General features: G+C 62.4%; 22 protein-coding genes and 1 tRNA gene. 8 read left to right on the top strand and 15 right to left on the bottom strand.

Annotated features, from left to right (window positions below; translation table 11 throughout):
- Both QZ079_RS02690 and QZ079_RS02685 read right to left on the bottom strand, forming a co-directional pair.
- A partial coding sequence (locus QZ079_RS02690; RefSeq protein ID WP_297034776.1) for an HAD family hydrolase occupies window positions 1-1,686 on the bottom strand: 1,686 nt, incomplete at its 3' end.
- A 336-nt stretch (window positions 1,687-2,022) separates the two neighbouring features.
- Window positions 2,023-2,099: transfer RNA gene (locus QZ079_RS02685), tRNA-Arg, on the bottom strand.
- Between the two features lie 141 nt (window positions 2,100-2,240).
- On the opposite strand from QZ079_RS02685, the gene aroF reads away from it, so the two are divergent.
- From aroF to aroQ, 8 genes are all read left to right on the top strand, one after another.
- Window positions 2,241-3,263, top strand: coding sequence for a 3-deoxy-7-phosphoheptulonate synthase (aroF, locus tag QZ079_RS02680; protein WP_291289885.1), 1,023 nt, complete (start codon window positions 2,241-2,243; stop codon window positions 3,261-3,263).
- A 7-nt stretch (window positions 3,264-3,270) separates the two neighbouring features.
- A complete protein-coding gene (locus QZ079_RS02675) occupies window positions 3,271-4,191 on the top strand; it encodes a prephenate dehydrogenase/arogenate dehydrogenase family protein (protein WP_297034773.1) in 921 nt (306 codons plus the stop codon).
- A gap of 5 nt (window positions 4,192-4,196) precedes the next feature.
- Window positions 4,197-5,318 carry a 3-dehydroquinate synthase gene (aroB, locus tag QZ079_RS02670; protein WP_297034771.1) on the top strand — a complete coding sequence of 374 codons (1,122 nt, stop codon included), beginning with the start codon at window positions 4,197-4,199 and terminating at the stop codon, window positions 5,316-5,318.
- Window positions 5,315-6,628: a 3-phosphoshikimate 1-carboxyvinyltransferase gene (aroA, locus tag QZ079_RS02665; protein WP_297034766.1), complete on the top strand. Its 1,314-nt coding sequence runs from the start codon at window positions 5,315-5,317 to the stop codon at window positions 6,626-6,628. Before aroB ends, aroA begins: the two co-directional genes overlap by 4 nt.
- 8 nt (window positions 6,629-6,636) lie before the next feature.
- Window positions 6,637-7,752, top strand: a complete 1,116-nt coding sequence (aroC, locus tag QZ079_RS02660) for a chorismate synthase (protein WP_297034763.1) — start codon at window positions 6,637-6,639, stop codon at window positions 7,750-7,752.
- Window positions 7,753-7,808: 56 nt separating this feature from the next.
- Window positions 7,809-8,954 carry a bifunctional chorismate mutase/prephenate dehydratase gene (locus tag QZ079_RS02655; protein ID WP_291288719.1) on the top strand — a complete coding sequence of 382 codons (1,146 nt, stop codon included), beginning with the start codon at window positions 7,809-7,811 and terminating at the stop codon, window positions 8,952-8,954.
- Window positions 8,951-10,189 (top strand): shikimate kinase, encoded by a 1,239-nt coding sequence (locus tag QZ079_RS02650; RefSeq protein ID WP_297034760.1) that lies wholly within the window; start codon window positions 8,951-8,953, stop codon window positions 10,187-10,189. Before QZ079_RS02655 ends, QZ079_RS02650 begins: the two co-directional genes overlap by 4 nt.
- Window positions 10,190-10,300: 111 nt before the next feature.
- A complete protein-coding gene (gene aroQ, locus QZ079_RS02645) occupies window positions 10,301-10,735 on the top strand; it encodes a type II 3-dehydroquinate dehydratase (protein ID WP_297034757.1) in 435 nt (144 codons plus the stop codon).
- Between the two features lie 32 nt (window positions 10,736-10,767).
- On the opposite strand, the gene QZ079_RS02640 is transcribed toward aroQ, so the two are convergent.
- The 13 genes from QZ079_RS02640 to mltG all read right to left on the bottom strand — a co-directional run bounded on the left by QZ079_RS02640 (window position 10,768) and on the right by mltG (window position 21,213).
- Window positions 10,768-11,514 carry a transposase gene (locus QZ079_RS02640; protein ID WP_297034755.1) on the bottom strand — a complete coding sequence of 249 codons (747 nt, stop codon included), beginning with the start codon at window positions 11,512-11,514 and terminating at the stop codon, window positions 10,768-10,770.
- 125 nt (window positions 11,515-11,639) lie between these two features.
- Window positions 11,640-13,253, bottom strand: coding sequence for a DNA repair protein RecN (locus QZ079_RS02635; protein WP_297034752.1), 1,614 nt, complete (start codon window positions 13,251-13,253; stop codon window positions 11,640-11,642).
- Window positions 13,243-14,103 (bottom strand): NAD(+)/NADH kinase, encoded by an 861-nt coding sequence (locus tag QZ079_RS02630; protein ID WP_291288715.1) that lies wholly within the window; start codon window positions 14,101-14,103, stop codon window positions 13,243-13,245. The genes QZ079_RS02635 and QZ079_RS02630 overlap by 11 nt, the downstream gene beginning before the upstream one ends.
- Window positions 14,100-14,900, bottom strand: a complete 801-nt coding sequence (locus QZ079_RS02625; protein ID WP_297034749.1) for a TlyA family RNA methyltransferase — start codon at window positions 14,898-14,900, stop codon at window positions 14,100-14,102. Before QZ079_RS02625 ends, QZ079_RS02630 begins: the two co-directional genes overlap by 4 nt.
- Before the next feature lie 10 nt (window positions 14,901-14,910).
- Window positions 14,911-15,210, bottom strand: a complete 300-nt coding sequence (locus tag QZ079_RS02620; RefSeq protein ID WP_297034746.1) for an exodeoxyribonuclease VII small subunit — start codon at window positions 15,208-15,210, stop codon at window positions 14,911-14,913.
- Window positions 15,211-15,213: 3 nt separating this feature from the next.
- A complete protein-coding gene (nusB, locus tag QZ079_RS02615) occupies window positions 15,214-15,714 on the bottom strand; it encodes a transcription antitermination factor NusB (protein ID WP_297034743.1) in 501 nt (166 codons plus the stop codon).
- A gap of 2 nt (window positions 15,715-15,716) precedes the next feature.
- The gene (locus tag QZ079_RS02610; RefSeq protein WP_297034740.1) at window positions 15,717-16,076 is read right to left on the bottom strand and encodes an Asp23/Gls24 family envelope stress response protein; all 360 of its coding nucleotides are present in this window, start codon (window positions 16,074-16,076) and stop codon (window positions 15,717-15,719) included.
- 29 nt (window positions 16,077-16,105) lie between these two features.
- Entirely contained in the window at window positions 16,106-16,669 is a 564-nt protein-coding gene (efp, locus tag QZ079_RS02605; protein ID WP_291288710.1) for an elongation factor P, read from the bottom strand.
- A gap of 126 nt (window positions 16,670-16,795) precedes the next feature.
- Entirely contained in the window at window positions 16,796-17,926 is a 1,131-nt protein-coding gene (locus QZ079_RS02600; RefSeq protein ID WP_297034737.1) for a Xaa-Pro peptidase family protein, read from the bottom strand.
- 142 nt (window positions 17,927-18,068) lie between these two features.
- Window positions 18,069-19,169, bottom strand: a complete 1,101-nt coding sequence (locus tag QZ079_RS02595) for a hypothetical protein (RefSeq protein ID WP_297034734.1) — start codon at window positions 19,167-19,169, stop codon at window positions 18,069-18,071.
- Complete coding sequence (locus QZ079_RS02590; RefSeq protein ID WP_297034730.1) at window positions 19,166-19,717, bottom strand: shikimate kinase; 552 nt, start codon at window positions 19,715-19,717, stop codon at window positions 19,166-19,168. Before QZ079_RS02590 ends, QZ079_RS02595 begins: the two co-directional genes overlap by 4 nt.
- 6 nt (window positions 19,718-19,723) lie before the next feature.
- Window positions 19,724-20,221 carry a YqeG family HAD IIIA-type phosphatase gene (locus QZ079_RS02585; protein ID WP_297034727.1) on the bottom strand — a complete coding sequence of 166 codons (498 nt, stop codon included), beginning with the start codon at window positions 20,219-20,221 and terminating at the stop codon, window positions 19,724-19,726.
- A complete protein-coding gene (mltG, locus tag QZ079_RS02580) occupies window positions 20,218-21,213 on the bottom strand; it encodes an endolytic transglycosylase MltG (protein WP_297034779.1) in 996 nt (331 codons plus the stop codon). Before mltG ends, QZ079_RS02585 begins: the two co-directional genes overlap by 4 nt.
- Window positions 21,214-21,312: the final 99 nt, after the last annotated feature.

Raw genomic sequence — 21,312 nt, 5'->3', positions numbered from 1 at the left:
CTGGAGCGCCTGGACGAGCTCGCGCTTCTGCTGCGGCGTCACACGGCCGAACACGTGGTAGCGATCAACGGCGGCGTCGAGCTTGGACGGTGTGTCGAGCGTCGTGGCGTCCACATAGGCGCTCGCGCCAGGAATCCCAACCACCTGCGCGATGGAAGAGACGGTACGCGGGTCGTCCCCGGAGATGACGTTGAGCGCGACGCCCTGCTCGTTGAAGTAGCCGATCGTCTCGGCTGCGGAGGTGCGGATCTCGTCACGAATGGTCACGAAGCCCAGCGGTTGAACGCGGCCCGCCATGTCACCATCTTCGGTAAAACCATCGACAGATGCCACCACGAGCACGCGGCAGGTGCTCGCAAGCTCTGCCACGCGGTTCTCCACCTGCGCGAACGCATCGCGATCAAGCACGAATTGCGCCGCGCCCATCACGAACGCGCCTTCTGCGAAGGCGGCGCCGCTCCACTTCTTCGCGGACGAGAACGGCACGATGCGCACAGGGTCGCTGTGCGGGATCGCAGAGCCCTCATAATGGTCGAGAAGCGCCTTGCAGGTCTCGTTCGCATCTGCCGCCGTGGCGCGCGCGATGTTGGCGAGGGCGAAGTCCACAAGCGCCACACCACCTGGCAGGGAGATACGCGCCGCGCGACCCTCAACAGGCAGGGGGTAGGTTCCCTCGACCTCCATACGCCCCGAGGTGATGGTGCCGGTCTTATCGAGGCAGAGCACATCCACGCGGGCGAGCGTCTCGATGCAGTACAGCTGCTGTGCGAGAACGTTTCTCCGTGCGAGGCGCACGGTGGAGATAGCAAGCACCGACGAGGTGAGCAGCACGAGCCCCTGCGGAATCATGCCGAGGAGCGCACCGACCGTGGAAAGGATCGCCGCAGAGACCTCGCGCCAGGCGTCCGCACCCGAGAACATCCACGCAAGCATCGTGGTCGAGGAATCGGGCGAGGCAGCCGCCCACGAGGCGTAGCTCTCATGGGCACTCGAAACGAAGAGCGCAAGGCCGAGCGGTACCATGATGATGCTCGCGAACTTCACGATGAGGTTCAGCGTGTTCAGGATCTCGGAATTAACCTTCTTGACGTATTTGGCCTCGTTGTTGATCTTCGCAACGTAGTTTTCCGCGCCCACATGGACGACGCGCGCATACACCAAACCGGAGTCGAGGAAGCTGCCGCTCATGAGGTCGCTGCCCGGCTCCTTCTTGATGAGGTTGCTCTCGCCGGTGAGCAGGCTCTCGTTCACCTGAGCCTCACCAGCGAGGACGATGGCGTCGGCTGGAATCTGGTCACCGCGGCCGAGCTTTACGACGTCGTCGATGACGATCTCGTCGAGGTCGAGCTCCACCTCCAGCCCGTCGCGCACGACCTTCGCCTTCTTCGTGGCGAGCAGGGTGAGTTTATCGACCATGCGCTTCGAGCGCAGCGCCTGAACGATGCCAATGCCGGTATTGAGCACGACGATTGCGAGGAACGTGAGGTTCTTGAAGGAGCCGGCAAGGATGACGAGCACGGCAAGCACGAGGTTGATGAGGTTGAAGAGGGTGAGCAGGTTCTCCAAGACGAGCTCGCGCACGGACTTCGTCTTGAGCTCCATGTTGATGTTGACGCGTCCCGCTTGAACGCGCTCGCGTACCTCATCTGCGGTAAGTCCGCGCACCTCGACGTCGTGTTCTGCCATGCATCCTCCTGCGTTCACTGCACATATGGGGCAAGTGTACCCGATTGCATGCATGCCACCGCGCGCTCGCAAAAGCTGCAGAAGTGAAAAGGAGAAGCCTCGATATCGCACCAGTAGCTCATACCTATAGTTGGCAGTTTTTCATGGGAACGTATCCGTACCAGGCCTTCATGCCCAAAGTTGGCGACTATGAGCATGAAAGAACTCGGAGTGCAGCCAAAAGAAACGTGCGGACCCGACAATGGGTTCGCACGATATTCCCGCTCGGTTCCTTCAAGTCCCCGAATAATAGCACCAAACCCGCAGGTAGACCTACGGGTTTGGAATTGAATGCGTTGGTGTCCCATGCAGGATTCGAACCTGTGACCTTCTGCTCCGGAGGCAGACGCTCTAATCCACTGAGCTAATGGGACGCTGTGCATCGACCATTATACTCAATCATCGCCAACGCGCCACCGATGTTTCTAATACATCGGGTACGCCGGTCTATTCGCACCATGGTATACAATGAGCCGATACGCATTTGGAACACTCCGGAGTAAAGGAACCGCCGCATGATCGCAATTATCAAAAAAGATGCCGACCGCTCTTCCGTCGACAACCTCGTCTCGTGGATCGAGAAGAAGGGGTTGCAGGCGCACGTGAGCCAAGGCGAGAATGAGCTCATCATCGGCCTGGTGGGCGATACCACGAAGATCGACCCGTTCCTGCTTGAATCGATGGACATCGTGGAACGCGTACAACGCGTTTCCGAGCCCTTTAAGAAGGCGAATCGCAAGTTCCATCCCGCCGACACCGTGGTGGACTGCGGTCACGGCGTCAAGATCGGCGGCAACCACTTCCAAGTCATCGCAGGGCCGTGCTCGGTGGAGGGTGAGAACCTCATCCGCATCGCGCGCCGGGTGAAGGCGGCAGGGGCCACGATGCTTCGCGGCGGCGCATACAAGCCGCGCACCTCGCCCTACGCTTACCAGGGCATGGGCGCCGAGGGACTCGACTTGCTCATGGAGGCCGCTTCCGAACTCGATATGCCCGTCGTGACCGAGATCATGGATCCCCGCGATGTTCAGCTGTTCGTCGATAAGGGCATCGACGTCATGCAGATCGGCGCTCGCAACGCGCAGAACTTCCCCTTGCTCAAAGAGGTTGGCAAGACGCGCACGCCCGTGCTGTTGAAGCGCGGCATGTCGGAGACCGTCGACGAGCTGCTCATGGCCGCTGAATACATCATGAGCGAGGGCAATCCCAACGTCATCCTCTGCGAGAGGGGCATCCGCACGTTCGAGACGCGCACCCGTAACACGTTCGACCTGAACGCCGTACCCGTGCTGCGCTACCTCACCCACCTGCCCGTCGTGGCCGATCCGAGCCATGCGACCGGTTACACGCGCTACGTCGTGCCTATGGCGCTCGCAGCGACGGCGGCGGGCGCGCACGGCCTCGAGATCGAGGTGCACGATGCACCCGATACCGCATGGTCCGACGGAGCGCAGGCTCTGACGCCGGACATGTTCGACGACTGCATGCGCCGCATCGCACTCATTCGCGAGGCTATCGAGCCCGCTGCCAAGGCGTGATATGCATATGAGCGTGAAGCATGTCAACGCTGCCGCGAACGTTGATGAACAAGGCCTGACCGTCGGAATCGTGGGACTCGGGCTCATCGGCGGCAGCTTCGCCCGTGCCTACACCGCCGCTGGCGCACGCGTGCTGGCCTTCGATACCGATGAGGACACGATGGATGCCGCGATGGTGGAGACGGTCGTCGCCGAACTCGACGATGCCGCGCTCCCCTCTTGCGACCTCATCGTGCTCGCTGCCTATCCAGATGCCTGCACCGCGTGGCTTGAGGGTCATGCCGCGACGTTAGGAGCCGCGACGAACCTCGCCGAGGGTACAGGTCCTGTGGTCATCGACACCGCGGGCGTGAAGGCGGCCGTATGCGAGCGCGCCTTCGAACTCGCTCGCGAGCACGGTTTTGCCTTCGTGGGCACGCACCCCATGGCGGGCACCGAGCATTCAGGATTCGCCCACGCTCGCGCCGACCTCTTCCAGGGCGCGCCCATGGTTCTCGTGCCGCCCGCGCTCGAGGATACCGAACGCCTCATGCTCCTTGACCGCGTGCATACGCTGCTCCTTCCCGTAGGATTCGGCACGTTCAGCGTTACCACGCCCGAGACGCACGATGAGGTTATCGCCTACACGAGCCAGCTCGCCCATGTGGTATCGAACGCCTATGTGAAAAGCCCCACCGCACGCGAACACCATGGCTTTTCCGCCGGAAGCTACCGCGACCTCACGCGCGTCGCGCATCTGAACTCCCGCATGTGGGCCGAGCTCATGGTGGACGATGCCGAAAACCTCAGCCGGGAGCTCACCTGGCTCATCGACGCGCTCGCTGCCTACCGCGACGCGCTCGACGCGCGCGACCAAGAGCGGCTGCGTGCGCTACTTGCCGAAGGCGACCGCATCAAGCGCTCACTCGACGATGAAAGGCACAGCTGATCACCATGGCAGAGATCACTATCGACATACCGGTGAGCACGCCCTATCGCGTGCACGTGGGCACCAGACTCCTCGAGGCCGCAGGCAGCATCGCGCGCAACGCCGTACCGAGAGCGCACAAGGTCGCGATCGTAACCGATACGAATGTGGGGCCGCTCTATGCGCACATCGTTCGGGATGGCCTCGAGGAAGCTGGATTCGATGTGGCGACGCACGTCGTGACAGCCGGCGAGGAGCACAAGACGCTTGCGACGTACGGCTCGATTCTCGAGTCCCTCGCTGCCGAGGAGCTCGACCGCTCGGATGCCGTCGTTGCACTCGGCGGCGGGGTCGTGGGCGATATGGCCGGCTTCGCTGCGGCGACGTATATGCGCGGCATCGCCTACATCCAGATGCCGACGACACTGCTCGCCATGGTCGATTCCTCCGTGGGAGGCAAGTGCGCCGTCGACCTCTCGTGCGGCAAGAACCTCGCCGGCGCGTTCTGGCAACCCGCAGCCGTCATCGCCGACGTCGGCTGCTTGGGCACGCTCACTCCCGAGCGGCTCGCTGACGGTTGCGGCGAGGTGGTGAAGCACGGTGCCATCGCGGACCGCGAGCTTTTCGAGCTGCTTGAAAAGACGCCGTTCACGTTTGATCTTCTCGTGCACGACCTCTCGCTGGCCGCGGCGATCATCGCGCGGAATATCGAGATCAAGCGGGATGTCGTCGCAGCAGATGAACGCGAGGGCGGCATCCGCAAGATCCTGAACTTCGGCCACAGCATCGGACACGCTATCGAGGCGCGCTCAGGCTACACCCGAGGTCACGGGAGCTGCGTCGCAGCAGGCATGGTCGCCATGGCGCGCGGATCGAGGCGTGCCGGTTGGAACGCCTCTGACCTCGAGGATGATCTCGCAGAACGCATCGACGCGCTCTGTCGCGCGCACGGGCTCGATACCGGCTGCCCGTATGGCACCGACGAGCTCATGGAGGCGGCGCTCCACGATAAAAAGCGCCAGGGAGATGCGATCGACCTCGTGATACCCCACAGCATCGGCGCGGTCTCCATTGAGCGCTGCGAATTCGAGCAGCTGCGTGCCATCATCGAACTCGGGCTCGCGGCACAGGCCGGTGATGCGGCATGATCGCACGCATCGCACCTGCCAAACTCACGGGTACCGTTCCCGCCATCGCATCGAAATCCGTCGCCCACCGCGCGGTCATCGCCGCAGCGCTCGCAAACGGTACGACGCATATCATCTGCAACACGGTCTGCGACGACATCGAGGCCACGATCGGCTGCCTGGTCGCACTCGGCGCGCGTTTCGAGACCGTAGCGGACGGCTTCATCGTGCACCCCATTCCCAAAAGCCAGGAGCACGGGATCCTGCGCGCGCTCGCCGGTTCCGTGCTTGATTGCAGGGAATCGGGCTCGACCCTTCGGTTCATGCTGCCCGTTGCGTGCGCACTCGGCGCAGACGCCACGTTCACCGGCTCGGCACGCCTGGCCGAGCGACCGCTCGCGCCACTCGACGCCGAGCTCATCGCCGCCGGATGCGAACTCTCAGCAATCGGAGCCTTTCCGCTCGCCACGCGCGGGCGCATGCGTCCCGGCCGCTTCGAGCTTCCCGGAGACGTGAGCTCGCAGTACATCTCGGGGCTCATGCTCGCCTGTCCGCTGCTGGGGCAACCCTGCGAGATCCGCGTGACCGGGCGCATCGAGAGCAAGCCCTACATCGCGATCACGCTTCAAACACTCGCCGCCTTCGGCGTCCGCGTCGAGGTGGAACACGAGATCGTTTCCGACGTGGAGGCCACCCGCTACTTCCTCGATGGGTCACCCTACCGCACGCCCGGCGAGTTCGCGGTCGAAGGTGATTGGTCGAACGCCGCATTCTGGCTCTGCGCCGGCGCGATGGGCACCCACCACATCACCGTGACGGGGCTCTCCCTTGCCTCTTCCCAGGGCGACCGCGCCATCATGGCCGCCCTCTCGCGGTTCGGCGCACGCATACGCCGCGGCACGGGTACCGCGACCGCGCAACCCGACCACCTCGTCGGCTTCACCTTGAGCGCAGGCGACGTACCCGACCTCGTCCCCGTGCTCTCCGCCGTGGCATCCGTGGCTCAGGGGCGCACGATCATCCGCGATTGCAAACGGCTGCGACTTAAAGAATCCGACCGCCTCGCGACCACGACGCAAGAGCTCGCAGCCCTGGGCGCCCATATCCACATCGCCGGTAACGACCTGGTGATCGAGGGCCTCGACGAGCTTCAGGGCGGCATCGTGGATGCGCACAACGACCATCGCATAGCCATGATGGCAGCCATCGCCGCCACGCGCTGCGCGGAAACCGTCGAGATCCACGGCGCGGAGGCGGTGCGTAAGTCGTACCCGCTCTTCTTCGAGCACTATCGTCTGCTCGGCGGACAGGTCGAGCTCATCGAAGGATAGGACTGGCCATGGCATCGGTTATCGGTAATGCGCTCAAGCTCTCGATCTTCGGCCAATCGCACTCGGCGGGCATCGGCTGCTCGCTCGACGGTTTGCCTGCGGGTATCCCTGTAGACCTCGACGAGCTCCAACGCTTCTTAGTTCGCCGCGCCCCCGGACGCGATGAGACCGCGACCACACGGCGCGAAGCGGATGCCCCCGAGATCCTCTCCGGCATCACAGACGGCCACACCGACGGCGCGCCCATCGCGGCGGTGATTTCAAACACGAACACGCGGAGCGCGGATTACGACGAACTCCGCCGAGTACCTCGCCCCGGGCATGCCGATTTCCCTGCGCGGGTGAAGTACGGCAACTGGCACGACGTCGCCGGCGGCGGGCACTTCTCCGGCCGCCTCACGGCGCCTCTGTGCATCGCAGGTGGCATCGCGCTGCAGGCGCTCGCTCAGATCGGGGTTGAGGTGGTCGCCCACATAGCTAACCTGGGGCCGGAGGGCATCGCCGATGAACCCCTCGACGCCCTTGAGCTCGACGACGCGCAGCTTGCCGCCCTCCGCGCGCACGCCTTCCCCTGCATATCCACCGACGCGGGTGAGCACATGCGTCGCGCGATCCTTTCCGCCCGTGATGAACTCGATAGCATCGGTGGCGTCGTCGAGTGCGCCGCCTACGGCATGCCCGTCGGCGTGGGCGACCCCATGTTCGACGGCCTGGAGAACCGCATCGCACGCATCGCCTTCGGCATACCTGCCGTGAAGGGTGTGGATTTCGGTGAGGGCTTCAGCGCGGCCTACCTCACGGGCAGCGAGAACAACGATCCATACCGCATGGTCGATGGCGCCGTTAAGCCCCAGACGAACAACGCCGGTGGCATCCTCGGCGGCATCTCGACCGGTATGCCGATTATCTGGCAGATGGCCGTGAAACCCACACCGTCCATCGGAAGCGTCCAGAAAAGCGTCGACATGGACGCCCGCATGGACTGCGACCTCACCGTCCGTGGCCGCCACGATCCCTGCATCGTACCGCGCGCCGTTCCCGTCGCTGAAGCGGCCTGTGCGCTCGCACTTCTCGATGCCCTCATCGAAGACGGCCGCTACCCCGCTCCCGCCCCGAAGAAATGATGCAACCCCGCTTGCTGGTTGCATCTTGCTTGATTTTGTGAACTGAAGGAACGCATATGGAACTATCTGACATCAGGTCGCGCATCGATGACATAGACGATGAGCTGTTGCGCCTGTTCGCCGAGCGCATGGGTCTCGCGGCGGATGTCGCGCGCGCCAAAGCCGGTACGGGCAAGGCGGTTTTTGACCCCGCACGGGAACGCGAGAAGCTCGCTCGCGTGGCTGCGGAGGCACCCGAGGGGCTGCGCCCGCAGGCGATCGCGCTCTTCTCGCTCCTCATGTCCATGAACAAGGCCGAGCAGCAGCGCATCCTCGCTGGTGGCAACCCTACGACAACGAGCTCGCTTATGCGGCGCGCGCTGAAGGGCAACGACGAGCCCTTCCCTGCCACGGCGTCCGTTGCGTGCCAAGGCGTCGAGGGGGCATACAGCCAGATTGCCGCGTCGAAGCTGTTCCGCGTGCCGAGCATCTCGTTTTTCAGCACGTTCGAAGGGGTGTTCCGCGCCGTAAGCGAAGGGCTGTGCGAGTTCGGGGTGCTGCCCATAGAGAACTCGACCGCTGGTTCGGTGAACGCCGTGTACGACCTCCTCGCCGCCCATTCGTTTTACATCGTGCGGAGCCTACGCCTCAAGATCGATCACAACCTCCTCGCCAAGCCGGGGTGCGCTCTCGCCGATATCCGCGAGGTCTATTCCCACGAACAGGCTATCGCTCAATGCGCCGACTACCTTGAGCGCATCGGGGTGAAGGCGACAGCCTGCGAGAACACCGCGCGCGCAGCGGAGGCGGTTGCACGGTCGAACCGAAGGGACGTGGCCGCCCTCTCCTCACGCGACTGCGCCGCGCTATACGGGCTCGACATCATCGATGCGAACGTGCAGGATTCCGACAACAACTACACGCGCTTCGTCGTGATCTCGGCCGAGCCCACCATCTATCCCGGTGCGAGCCGCACCTCTCTCATGCTCACGCTTTCGCACGAGCCCGGCTCGCTCTTCCGCGTGCTCGAACGCTTCTATGCCCTCGACATCAACCTCGTGAAGCTCGAGAGCCGCCCCATCCCCGGCCGCGACTTTGAGTTCATGTTCTACTTCGATGTCGACTGCCCGGTCGGCGCGGCATCACTCGGCACGCTTCTCGACGGCCTAGGCGATGTCTGCGAAAGCTTCACGTATTTCGGCAGCTACACGGAGGTACTATGACGAAGGTCTCACCGCGCGCGGACGCGCCCTACGGCGTGCTGGGCCGCACGCTCGGCCACAGCTACACGCCACGCATCTACCCCATGCTCGCCGATATCGAATACGTGCGCTTCGAACGCGAACCAGAAGAAGTGGATGCGTTCCTGCGCGGAGTCGAATGGTCGGGCGTGAACGTGACGATACCCTACAAGCGCACCGTCGTGCCGTATCTCGACGAGCTCACCGCTTGCGCGAAGCGCCTGGGTAACGTGAACACCATCGTGCGCCTGCCAGACGGACGGCTGCGCGGCGGCAACACCGATTACTTCGGCTTCAAGACGCTCGTCGAATCGACCGGTGTCGATGTGACCGGAAAGCGCGCGCTCGTGCTCGGCGGGAGCGGCGGCGCGGGAACTACCTGCATGACCGTGCTTGAAGACCTGGGTTGCGAGCCCATCGCCGTGGGACGCTCTGGCGCTGTAACATACGATGATCTTGATGCATACGCTGCGGTACATCTCATCGTGAATGCCACGCCCGTGGGGATGTACCCTGCCTGCCCGGACTCCCCCGTTGATCTTACTCGGTTCAAAGGCCTCGAAGCGGTCGTGGATATCGTCTACAATCCCGCCCGCACCGGTCTTATGTTGCAGGCGGAAGAGCTCGGCGTCCCAAGCGCAGGAGGCCTCCTCATGCTCGTGGCGCAAGCAGCGGAGGCAGTGCGAGCCTACACCGGAGACGAGGTCGCGCGCGAGCGCATCCTCGAGGTTACCAGCGCGCTCTCGCAAGCAGAGCAGAACATTGCACTCATCGGAATGCCGGGTTCGGGCAAGACGCGCGTGGGACAGGCGCTTGCGCGGCTACTCGACCGCGAGCATGTCGACCTCGACGACGCGTTCCGCGAGCGAATCGGCATGAGCTGCGCCGAGTTCATCACCATCCAAGGAGAAGAGGCCTTCCGAACGCGCGAGACGCAAGTGCTCAGCGAGGTCGCGAAGCGAAGCGGCCTGGTCATCTCCTGCGGCGGCGGCGTCGTCACACGCGATGAGAACTATCCGCTCCTTCATCAGAACAGCCGAATCGTGATGCTCAACCGACCGATCGGCGAGCTTTCGCGCAAGGGGCGTCCCATTACCGCTCGGGACGGCGTCGAGAAACTCGCTGCGGAACGCATGCCGCGCTACCGCGCTTGGGCAGACATCGTCATCGATTCCCGCGAGAACGCCGAAGCCACCGCCCGCGCTCTTTTCAAGTGATGCGTTCAATCCAGAACCCAGGCTCACACTGGATAATTTCCGTCCAGGACTCAGATTCTCACCTGTGATAAATTCCGTCCAGGACTCAGATTCTCACCTGAAAGGATGTTCATGAAGGCTCTTGTCATCAATGGACCAAACCTCAATATGCTCGGTATTCGCGAACCGGATATTTATGGCTCGCAAAACTATGCTGAGCTTGAGCGCATCTGCTTGGACGCCGGCAACGAATTCGGTTTCGAAGCTGTCGAGGTCTTCCAATCGAATCACGAGGGTAAGTTGGTCGACAAAATCCAAGAAGCATATGGCTCATTTGACGGCATCGTCATTAACCCGGCAGCGTACACGCATACGAGTGTGGCGATTCTCGATGCCCTGAAAGCCGTGGGTCTGCCGGCCGTCGAAGTCCATATCTCCGATGTCGATGCGCGCGAGGAGTTCCGCCAAATCTCCTACGCCGGTATGGCCTGCTTCGCACGCGTTACCGGCGAAGGCCTTGCCGGCTACCGCCACGCCCTCTCCCTTCTCGCCGATCGCCTCAAGTGAGAAATGAGAATCTGAGTCCTGGACGGAATTTATCACTTGCGCTTTAGGCTGCGATATAGGCTTGCGGAACTAATGCCGATGAGACGCGAGATTTGATTCACCGTGAGACCCGCATCGCGAAGCGCTCGTACGATTGCGCCTCGTCGTTTAAGCGACAACGCCTTTATCTTTGAAAGATCCGTACATCCCAGTTGAATCGCGATGTTTGTCGCAACCTCTTTGACGAGCTGGTCGGGCACGTTGTCAAACTCAAGCTTTCCATCGAAGACCGGAGCGGCTTCACGACAGAAGCTGACGAAATCTTCGACGCTCGAAAACATATCGAGAATGGGCTTTGTGTTCGTCAAGCCGCGCTCGCCGCAGTATTCGGCATAGCTGCTCCATCGATAATCTTCAAGCGTAGAAATCCCCGCTGCTACCGGATTGTTCAATACGTAGCGAACAGCTTGAACCAGATACTCGTCCGATTCAATCGGCGAGCTTTTGAATCGACCTTCGAACAGGTGTCCTTCACGCTGATGTCGATTGTTGAAATACATCGCGTACTTCATGCCAATGCGATACATAACCGTACTTAACCTGTCATGCGGATCATCGATAATGAGGTGCACATGGTTATCCATGAGGCACCATGCGATAAGGGAGACGCCCTCGCGCTCAATCGCGTTATCCAAGCACGAGAGGAATTCTCTCCGATCGGCGTCATCCTCAAAGATCAACTGCCTGCCGTTGCCGCGAAGCATTACGTGATAGAAACCGGATTCTGCACGTGAGCGCATGGCAATTCGCCCCCTCGGCCTTGTGTTGTGCGCTCAATCATATAACGCGATACACGTCTTGGGGCGACATTTTTAAGTAAGAATCTGAGTCCTGAAGTGAGAATCTGAGTCCAGGACGGAAATTCTCACTTCGAGAGCATTTCGCGAGCGTGGGCAAGGGAAGTCTCGGTGGCGTCACCCGAGAGCATGCGGGCGATCTCGCGCACGCGGTCTTCGCCTTCGACACGTGAAAGCCGGGTCTCAGGCACGTCCCCCTCGAGCTTCTCCACAACGTAATGACGCTCAGCGAGCACTGCGACCTGCGCAACATGGGTAACGACGATAACCTGGTGCGTACGCGCCAGATCTGCGAGCACTGCGGCGAGCGAGCGCGCCACGGCACCGCCCACACCAGCATCGACCTCGTCGAAGACGAGCGTGTCCACGCCGTCGGCCTCGCCGAGCACCACCTTGCAGGCAAGCATCACGCGCGAGAGCTCACCACCCGAGGCGATACGGCGCAAAGGTCGAGGCGTGAGCCCGGATGCGCCTCGGTACAGCAGCTCGCACGCATGAGGCCCCATCTCCGTCCAGCGCTCACGCGGCAGCGGCCGCATGTCCCATACAAGTTCGGCCTGCCCCATCTCGAGGCGAGACATCTGCTTGCCGACTTCCCGGCAGAAGCGCGGCGCGGCGTCGGCTCTCCTGCGGGCAAGAAGCTTTGCCGCGCGCGCGAGCTCGACTTCGGCGGCATCGAGCGTTTCCTGGGCACGCGCGATGCGTGCCTCGCCATCGCTCACGAGTGAAAGCAACTCACGGGCTTCGTCGCGACGGGAAAAGACATCGTCCATATGAGGGCCGAACTGCCTCAGAAGCCCCTTCAATGCAGAATATCGCTCCTGCAGTCGCGCCAACCCAGCAGGATCGAAGTCGACGCTGTCGCGATACCGTCGAAGATCGGACGAGGTATCTTCAAGGATGATCGCCGTCTCGCTCAGACTGTCGGCGAATTGCGAGAGCTTACCATCGACCGTCCCCATACGCGAGAGCCCTGCGATGGCGGCGTTGAGCGCATCGAGCGCTCCCCCTTCGCCGGAAAGCGCCTCGGAGGCCTCGTGAGCCGTGGTTGCAAGCGCCTCGGCATGCTCCGCGCGGGGGAGCGTCTCCTCGAGCTCCTCGAACTCGCCAGGCACAGGATCCACGTCCTCGATGCGCTCGAGCGCGAACCGCGCGTCCTCGATCCTGGATCCCTGCGCGTTCGCCGCCGCCGTTACGCGCGCCAGCTCATCGGAAGCGGCGCGCGCTGCATGCAGCGCCTGACGATAGCCTTCCAAGGCATCCAACACGGGCCGGCCCGCCCATGCGTCGACCATCTCGACATGGGAGGAGGCGTCGAGCAGGCGCTGGTGCTCGTGCTGCCCGCACAGGTCTACCGCAGGCCCCACGAGCTCGGCAAGCTCTTTCACGCTCGCCATATGGCCGTCGATGCGCGCGCGGCCGTCGGAGCCTACACGGCGCGCGATGCACCCCCCATCGGCATCGCGCACGCCCAGGAAGATCCGTCCTTCAACCTCGGCAGCATCGGCGCCCTCTCGCACCTGAGAAGCTTCGGCACGTTCGCCCACTAAAAGCTTCAAGGCAGAGAGCAGCGCCGTCTTCCCCGCTCCCGTCTCGCCGGTGAGCACCGTGAGGCCGGGCGCGGGCGAGAATGTCGCGTCGCGGATGAGCGCGAGATTTGAGACATGGATCTCATCGATCATGGTGCACTCCATAGAACACGCGGGAAACCGAGTTGTAGAAGCTTTCAGGACCATAGTCGAGCAAGAGCACGTCTCCCGGACCCCTGCGCGCCACGATACGATCGACCAGCGTGTCTTTGACCATGAACTGCCCGTCGACGGCGATCGCGGGTACCGAGGGACGGTCTTGCGACATCGAGATCTCGACGACGTCGGAAGGTGAGGTGAGGAAGGCGCGCGCTTGGATGGTGTGCGGGGCGATGGGAACGCAGACCATGCCCGTGTAATCGGGGCTTACGATAGGACCTCCCGCGGAAAGGGCGTATCCCGTCGAGCCGGTCGCGGTGGACACTACAACGCCGTCGCCGCGCAGACGGTCGATATGATGGCCGGAAACAGTCATATCGAACTCGACCATATCGGAAAGCGGGCCGCGGGTGAGCGCAACATCGTTCAGGGCAAAGGTCTCGAGTGCTGCCTCCCCGCCCATCGAATCATGTGCATAGACCTCGACGGAGAGCGTCGCACGACGGCTCACGTGCATCTCGCCGGCAAGTGCATCGGCCACCACGCCGAGCACGTCGCGCTCGTCGGGGCTCGCCGCCGTGAGGAAGCCCACATGGCCATAGGAAAGGCCGAGAATGGGAATCTCCTGGTAGCCCACGATGCGCGCAGCCCGGAGCAGCGTGCCGTCACCGCCGAGCGAGATCACGAGGTCGGAACCTTCGATATCGGGGGTCGCGGTGATGCCGCTGCGCTGATCGGCCGCCCAGGCGACTTCATACCCTTGTCGACCGAGCCAGAGCTCGAGCGAAAGCCCGCTCTCGACCGCTTCGTTCTTGCGGTAATTCGGCACGAGGAACACCTTCATGCGCCGCACACCTCCCGAATCGCATCGCGCACGCGCGCAGAAGCCGCCTGGATATCGTTGGCACCCGCATCGAGTGCGCCGAGCATGAAGAACTCGACATTGCCCTTTGCACCGGTGATGGGCGATGCGCACACGCCCTCGGGTACAAGGCCGCGTGCGCAAAAGAGTTCGAGCACGCGCTCGAGCACGTCGCGCCGAACGCGCGGGTCGCGCACGACGCCGCCCTCGCCCACATCGACAGGATCAGCCTCGAACTGGGGCTTCACGAGTGTGAGAAAGCGTCCGCCGTCTGCAAGAAGCTCTATGACGGCATCGATGATATGCCCGATGCTCGTAAACGAGACGTCGCACACCACAAGGTCACAGCTCGACGCATAGCCCATGGCGGGGACATCGACCACGTTCGTGCGCTCAAGCAACTCGACCCGTTCATCGCAGCGCAGCGCCCATGCGAACTGAGCGCGCCCCACATCGACCGCGAGCACGCGCGCTGCGTCGCGCTTGAGCAGGCAATCGGTAAAGCCGCCGGTCGAGCAGCCGATATCCGCGCATGCAAGGCCGCAGGGGTCGACGTTGAACGCATCGAGCGCACCCTCAAGCTTGAGCCCACCGCGACCCACATAGGGCAGGCGTCCCTTCACATGGAGCTCTAATCCAGGTGCAACCTTAAGACCAGGCGATGTGAGGCGCTCGCCGCTCGAGGAAACATCGCCCGCCATCAACGTGCGCAGGGCATCCGCGCGATCCACGCAGATGCCCTGTGCGATCAATTCATCATCCAAGCGAACGCGCTTCATGGCACGCTGCCTAATCCGCGTGCTCGCTGTTGTCGGCACCCGCCTCGTCAGGCGCACCGTCGCCGCCCGTGGGTTCAGATTCCTCCCGATCGGGGGTATCCGATGCACTCGCAGCTTCGAGCTGCTCAGCTTCGCTCGGGCTCAAATCGAAGCTATCCACGAGCTCCACGGCATGCGAGCCGAGTGAAATCGCCTCATCGAAAAGGTCGAGGCTGCGCTCGAGCGAAGTGTCCTTAGAGCGCACGGCCGAGATGATCTCGTCCATGCGCGTCGTGATGTCCTCAAAGCTGTTGCGTGTCGTCTCGGCCATGCGCTAGCGCTCCTCTTCGCCCAGCGAGTCCAGAGCATCCGAAGCGCCCTCGGAAGGGTCGGTATCGGGCACAGAAACGTTCGCGAACAGGCGCGGGTCGCGGACGACGCGGCCGAGCACGCCGTTCACGAAGCTCGAGGAATCGTCGGTGCCGTATGCCTTCGCAAGCTCAACGGCCTCGTTGATCACGACGGCATCGTCGATATCGTTCGAAGAGAACCGCAGCTCGTACACGGCGAGGCGCAACAAGTTGCGGTCGGCGCCAGGCATGCGCGAAAGCGCCCAGTTCTCGGCCACCCGCTGCAGGATAGGGTCAATCTGCGCGATATGCTCATACGTCCCACGCGCGAGCTCCTCGGCATAGGGATCGAGCGGACCCTTCGAGATGAGGAAGTCGCCCGCAAGAACATCGTCCACAGAAAGCCGGCGAGCCTCTGCCTGGAACAGCAGCTGCAACGCCTGACTGCGCGCGAGCGTGCGCCCGCGCTCGACTTTCAGGCTCACACTTACTCCTTGGGGAACACGAGACCGTCGATGCACACGTCGACGCGCGCGACCTCAACGCCCACCTGGGCGTCGATCACATGCGCGACGGCAGCGCGCACGGCCTCCGCGAGCTTCTTGAAGGGATAGCCGAAGAACACGACGACGTGCACCGTGAGCGCAAGCTGGTCGTTGACGACCTCGGCCTCGACGGCGGGAGCCGCGGGTGCAGAGCGCGACTGGAACATCGAGACGAGGTTCGTCGCAAGATCCTTCACGCCCACCGATGCGATGCCCTCGACCTCTTCGACGGCGCGGGTCACGACAGCACCGATGACCTCGGGCGCGATGCCGATACCCGAAATGTAGATCTCCTGAGCCATGGGTCCCTCATTTCTGCTTGAAGAAAGCGCTAGACGCGGGAAACGAACTTTCCGTCGCGGGTGTCGATCTTGATGGTCTCGCCCTCGTTGAGGTACATGGGAACCTGAACGACGGCACCCGTCTCGATGGTCGCGGGCTTCGTGGAGCCCTGAACGGTGTCGCCTTTGAAGCCGGGGTCGGTCTGGGTGATCTGAACCTCGATGAACATCGGGGGGTTCACGCCCATGAGCTCGTCGTCGGCATAGAGCAGCTGGCAGACGTCATTCTCCTTGAGCCACTTGGCGTTGTCACCGATGAATTCATCGGACACGGGCACCTGCTCGTAGGTCTCGTTGTCCATGAAGATGTAGTCGTTGCCGTCGTTGTAGAGGTACTGCATCTCACGGGTGCTGAGCATGACGCTCTCGAACTTCGTACCAGCGTTGCAGGTCTGCTCGACGACGCGGCCGGTCTTGATGTCCTTGGTCTTGTAGCGAACGAACGCGCCACCCTTGCCGGGCTTCACATGCTGGAACTCGACGATGGTGCACACCTTATCCTTGATGCGCAGGCCGATGCCGTTCTTGAAATCTGCGGTGGTAATGGTTGCCATGAATCGCCTTTCTTGCCTTTACGGGACTTCACGTTCCCCTTCAGCTATAACGTACAAAGTATACTCTTTCGAGAGCGATAGCGCAGGTACATGCGAAATATACACGTCGCAGAGCAAACGCTGCGGCTAGCAGTCGATGATCTGCAGCTCGTGCGGGCTCTGGGTGAAGGGCTCAAAGCCGTCCTTGGTAATGAGGCCGAAGTCCTCCAGGCGCACACCGAACTCGCCGGGAAGATAGATGCCCGGCTCGATGGTGATGACGGCACCCTCCTCGACCGTATTGCTCGTGCGACCGAAGACCGGCAGCTCATGGATATCGATGCCCACGCCATGGCCAAGGCCGTGACCGTAGTACGCGCCGTAGCCCGCATCCGCAATGATCTTGCGCGAAAGTTCGTGGATCTCCTTGCCGTCAACGCCGGCGTGCGCCGCCTTCGCGCACTCCTCGTGGGTGCGCTGCACAATTTCATAGATCTCGAGCTGCTTGGCACTCGGCTCGCCCACGCACACGGTTCGAGTCATATCGGACTTGTAATCATGGTAGCCCGCACCGTAATCCATGAGGACGAAATCGCCACGCTCGACCACGCGGTCGCTCGCGATGGCATGCGGATTCGCGGCGTTGGGGCCGGAGGCAACGATCGAGGTGAACGCGAGACTGTCGGCACCCTGGCTGAACATGAAGTTCTCAAGCTCGAGCTTGATCTCCTTCTCGGTCAAACCGGGCTTGATGTACGAGAGCATATGCTGGAAAGCGGCATCGGTGATCGCCTGCGCGCGACGCATAAGCTCAACTTCTTCGGCGTCCTTTACGGCACGCATGAGGCGCAGGTCCCCGTGCATCTGGGCGATCGGGACAGCGATGGAGGCATCCTCGAGCGCGCGCACGAGCCCCGTGTAGAACGAGAGCTCCATGGTATCCTCGACGGCGAGCGCACGGCAACGACCATCGCGAACGCGCTCGGCAACCCACTTGGGGATGGCGATGACGTCCATGTCGAGCTTCCAAGGGCTGTCTTTCGGCATGCGCTCGACGAAGGAGTTGTAGTAGCGCGAATCAGTGTGCAGAAAGCAAGCGTCGCTCGTGATGACGCCCGCGTGCGGCAGCTCGCCGGTGAAATCGAACACGCCCTCCGCGCCGGTGAGCCAGCGGAGGTTAGCTTCGTCGCGAATTACGACCGCATCGTAGCCGCGCTCCTCCATAAGCGCGCGCACGCGCGCGATACGTCCTGCCGGACCGGAAACAACCTCAGACATACTCATCCTTCTTTCCTATCAAGACCCGTACGGCCAAAGTGAGGCCAAAAGACAGCATACCCCAAACCGCAACGGCAAACCCCGGTTCTCCGGTGTGAATTTCCGGCCGGTAAGGGAGATTCTAAGTCCAGGGCGGAGTGTATCACTCAGAGCATAGCGAGGCGGCGTAGGCGGCGGCGTGACGCTCCAGAATCTCGTCTGAGACGGACGTGAGACGGATCATGCCGGCCGACTTAGGCAGCGGGAGCAGGAAGCGATTCGAGTACCGTGCATGCACCTCACGCATGGCATTCGCAAGGGCTTCCGCGTCGAGGGTAAGGGACGCCTCCTCGATACCGAGGTCGAACAGCAGGTCATCCTGGTCGAACACGAGCTCCGGGTCGAGCCCTGCCGCATCGACGGCAAGACGCGCCTCGAAGCGCATGCCTTCTGCCAGAAGCACAGAGGCAGGGGTATCAGATTCGACGCAGCTTGCGAGGGCGCGCGCAGCGGTACGACCGTATTCGAGCGCATGGCGAGCGGACGGATTCGGTGACTTGAGGACGTTTCGCCGGGCAACCTGCGCGGCCGAGAGAGCTTCCTTCACCGCGAGCTCATCGCCCGAAGCCAAGGCAGCCGCTTGCTCGCACAGATTCGTCCAGGTCTTCTTCCCCTCGGCCATGGCTGCGCCTGCCATAAGCGCGTAGCCTACGAGCAGATGCTCGCGTTCCATAACGGGAAGCAGCGAGAGGTCGCAAAGCACCATGGTGGGATCGGCCTTGAATGAAACGGCATCGGGTACAAAACCCGCTACAAGCGGGTGCATCTCGGTCGCGAGTAGCACCATGCCGTCGAGCCCCATCGGCATGAGCGCCGAGGCGCAGCCGCCGCGCCAGAGCCGCGCGCAGAACGCAGCAAGCGAGCAGAGCTCATAGGAGCCAAGTGCGAAAACAAGATCATCGTTCGTGATGTTCGCTTCTTCGAGTGCCCCGAAGAACCCCTGCGCGGCATCGACCGAGGCGATGCCAACATCCACAGAGGTGACAGGAGCATATGTTTGGACTGCGAACCCGGCGTCGATGAGCGCGCGCCGCACTTCCTCCGTTCGTTCAGCCACTCCTGCATCGGACGTAACGAGCAGGGCGCGCCTGGGCTTGCCCACCGCGGAGGCGATCAGCCTCGGCAGTTCATCCATGATCTCTGAACCCATGCGGACATCGACCGTATGCTGGTTGAAATTAAGAATCTGACGCTTGATCGTCACAGCAGACCACGCTCCAAAAGCATCTCGGCGCACAGATAGGATACCTCTTTGAAGGTGCGCCCACGGATATCGAGGGTGAGATCGGCAGCCGCCTCGTAAAGCGGACGGCGATGCCGGAACAGCTCGGCGGCATGCTCAGTCGAGCGGAAATCCGGCCGGTTCTCGAGTGAGCGAATCTGTCGAAGGGAATCGTCGAGATCCCCGTCGAGGTAGACGCAATAGCCCATGCGCCGCATGAGGTCTATGTTGTCGGATGTCTCCACGATCCCGCCTCCGCACGAGACGAGAAGACTCCGTTTCGCCTCGAGCGAGGCCAAGACCGAGGTCTCGAGCGCGCGGAACCCATTCTCCCCCTTCACATCGAAGATTTCCGAGATGGGCATGCCGGCACGTCGCTCGACGAGACGGTCTGTGTCGACGTAGCGCCGACGGAACATGCGCCCCAGATTGCGCGCGAGCGTCGACTTCCCGGCACCGAGGAATCCGATGAAGAAGATATGGTCGCAGCCGCGCTTATCCACGCGACAGGCATCGTCGCCCCTCGTCATCGAGCCTTACTCCTCGCAGGTCAGGTCGCGCAGCGCGCGCCGCTCGAAGATGCGAAAGATCTGCGTGTACCACAGGTCGACCGTCGTCTGCGGCTTGACGAGAATTGTGTCGATGCCTGCGAAGTTGCCTGCCCACACATCGGTATAGAGCTGATCGCCGACCATGACCGCCTCCGCTTTGCGTACGCCCGTGCGCTTGAGGCCGGCAGAAAGCGCAAAGGGTGCGGGCTTCATAGCGTGGCTGATCGCCTCGAGCCCGAGCTCGCGCGCCGAGCGCATAACCTGGTCGCGATGCCAGTTGTTCGAGACCATGCACAGGCGAAACCCCTTTTCGCGCGCACGATCGAGCCACGCGGCAACCTCGTTTGGCGCCGTTTCACGGTCGCGCGGAACGAGCGTGTTGTCGCGATCGAGGAGGATCGCGCGCTTCCCGCGCTCCCACAGCTCATCGAGGTCGATGCGGTCTACCGAGGAGACATATCGGTCGGGTGAAAAGAGGCTCATGACAGGGACTCGCTATACGCTTCGCTGTTCTTAAGGAACTCATCGTAGGTCTCGCTGAAGTTATGCGTGCCGTCACCTTCGGGTGAGAGCACGTAGTAGAGGTACGAGGTATCTGCCGGGTTGAGCGCGGCCTCGATGGACGAGACGCTCGGGCTGCAGATGGGGCCGGGAGTGAGGCCGGTGTTCTTGTAGATGTTGTAGGGAGAATCGATCTCGAGGTCGTCGTAGGTCACCGGGTCCGATCCGCCGCCGCGGGCATACACGATCGCAGCGTCGATTTGCAGCGGCATGCCCTGGTCTAGACGGTTGTAGATGACGCTCGCAACGAGCGGGCGCTCATCGGCGACGGCCGTCTCGCGCTCAATGAGCGATGCGAGCGACATGATCTCCTGTGCAGTGAGGCCGTTCGCCCCCTCCTCGAGACCGAGCCCTTCCGTCTCGACCTCGTACTGGTCGAGCATGGCGCGGATGATCTCGTCCGACGTAGGCGACTCGCCCAGACTATAGGTCTTGGGATAGAGATAGCCCTCGAGCGAATCGTTGTAAGCACCCTCCAAGAACGGATAATCGGCCGCGTAGTTCGACGCCTTGGCCTGCGCGAGGAACTCATCGGCGGGGATGCCGTAGGTCTCCTCGACGCGCTGCGCCGTCTGCTCGACCGTAAGGCCCTCTTGGATGGTGAGCGTGACGCCCACGACGTTCGGACCGTCGATGAGCTGCTGCACGACTTCATTCGGATCTTGCAGCGTGGTGAAGCGGTAGTCGCCGGGTTTGATGAGCATGTCGGCTTGCATCTCACGGACGGTGGCGTAGTAGACCTTGGGATCTTCGATGATGTGGTTCTCTGCGAGGATCTGGGCAATCTGATCGCCCGAAGCCCCCTCGGGGATGTTGATCTCGACTTCGATGCCCGCCTCTACCGTTGGCTCCTCAGATGCGGAGAAGAACTTGCCTACGGTGGGAACGACGAAGAAGATGATCACCGCGACCACCGCAGCGATGACGACGCCCGCGATGATGATGGGCACGGGGGAGTTCTTCTTGGGCGGTCGGGGGGCGCGATGATACGGCGACTGGACGCCGTGCCTCCC

The sequence above is a fragment of the uncultured Enorma sp. genome (assembly GCA_905210055.1).
Classification (GTDB): domain Bacteria; phylum Actinomycetota; class Coriobacteriia; order Coriobacteriales; family Coriobacteriaceae; genus Enorma.
Note: the sequence above shows the minus strand (reverse complement) of the source record. Positions and strands in the feature narration are given on the sequence as shown.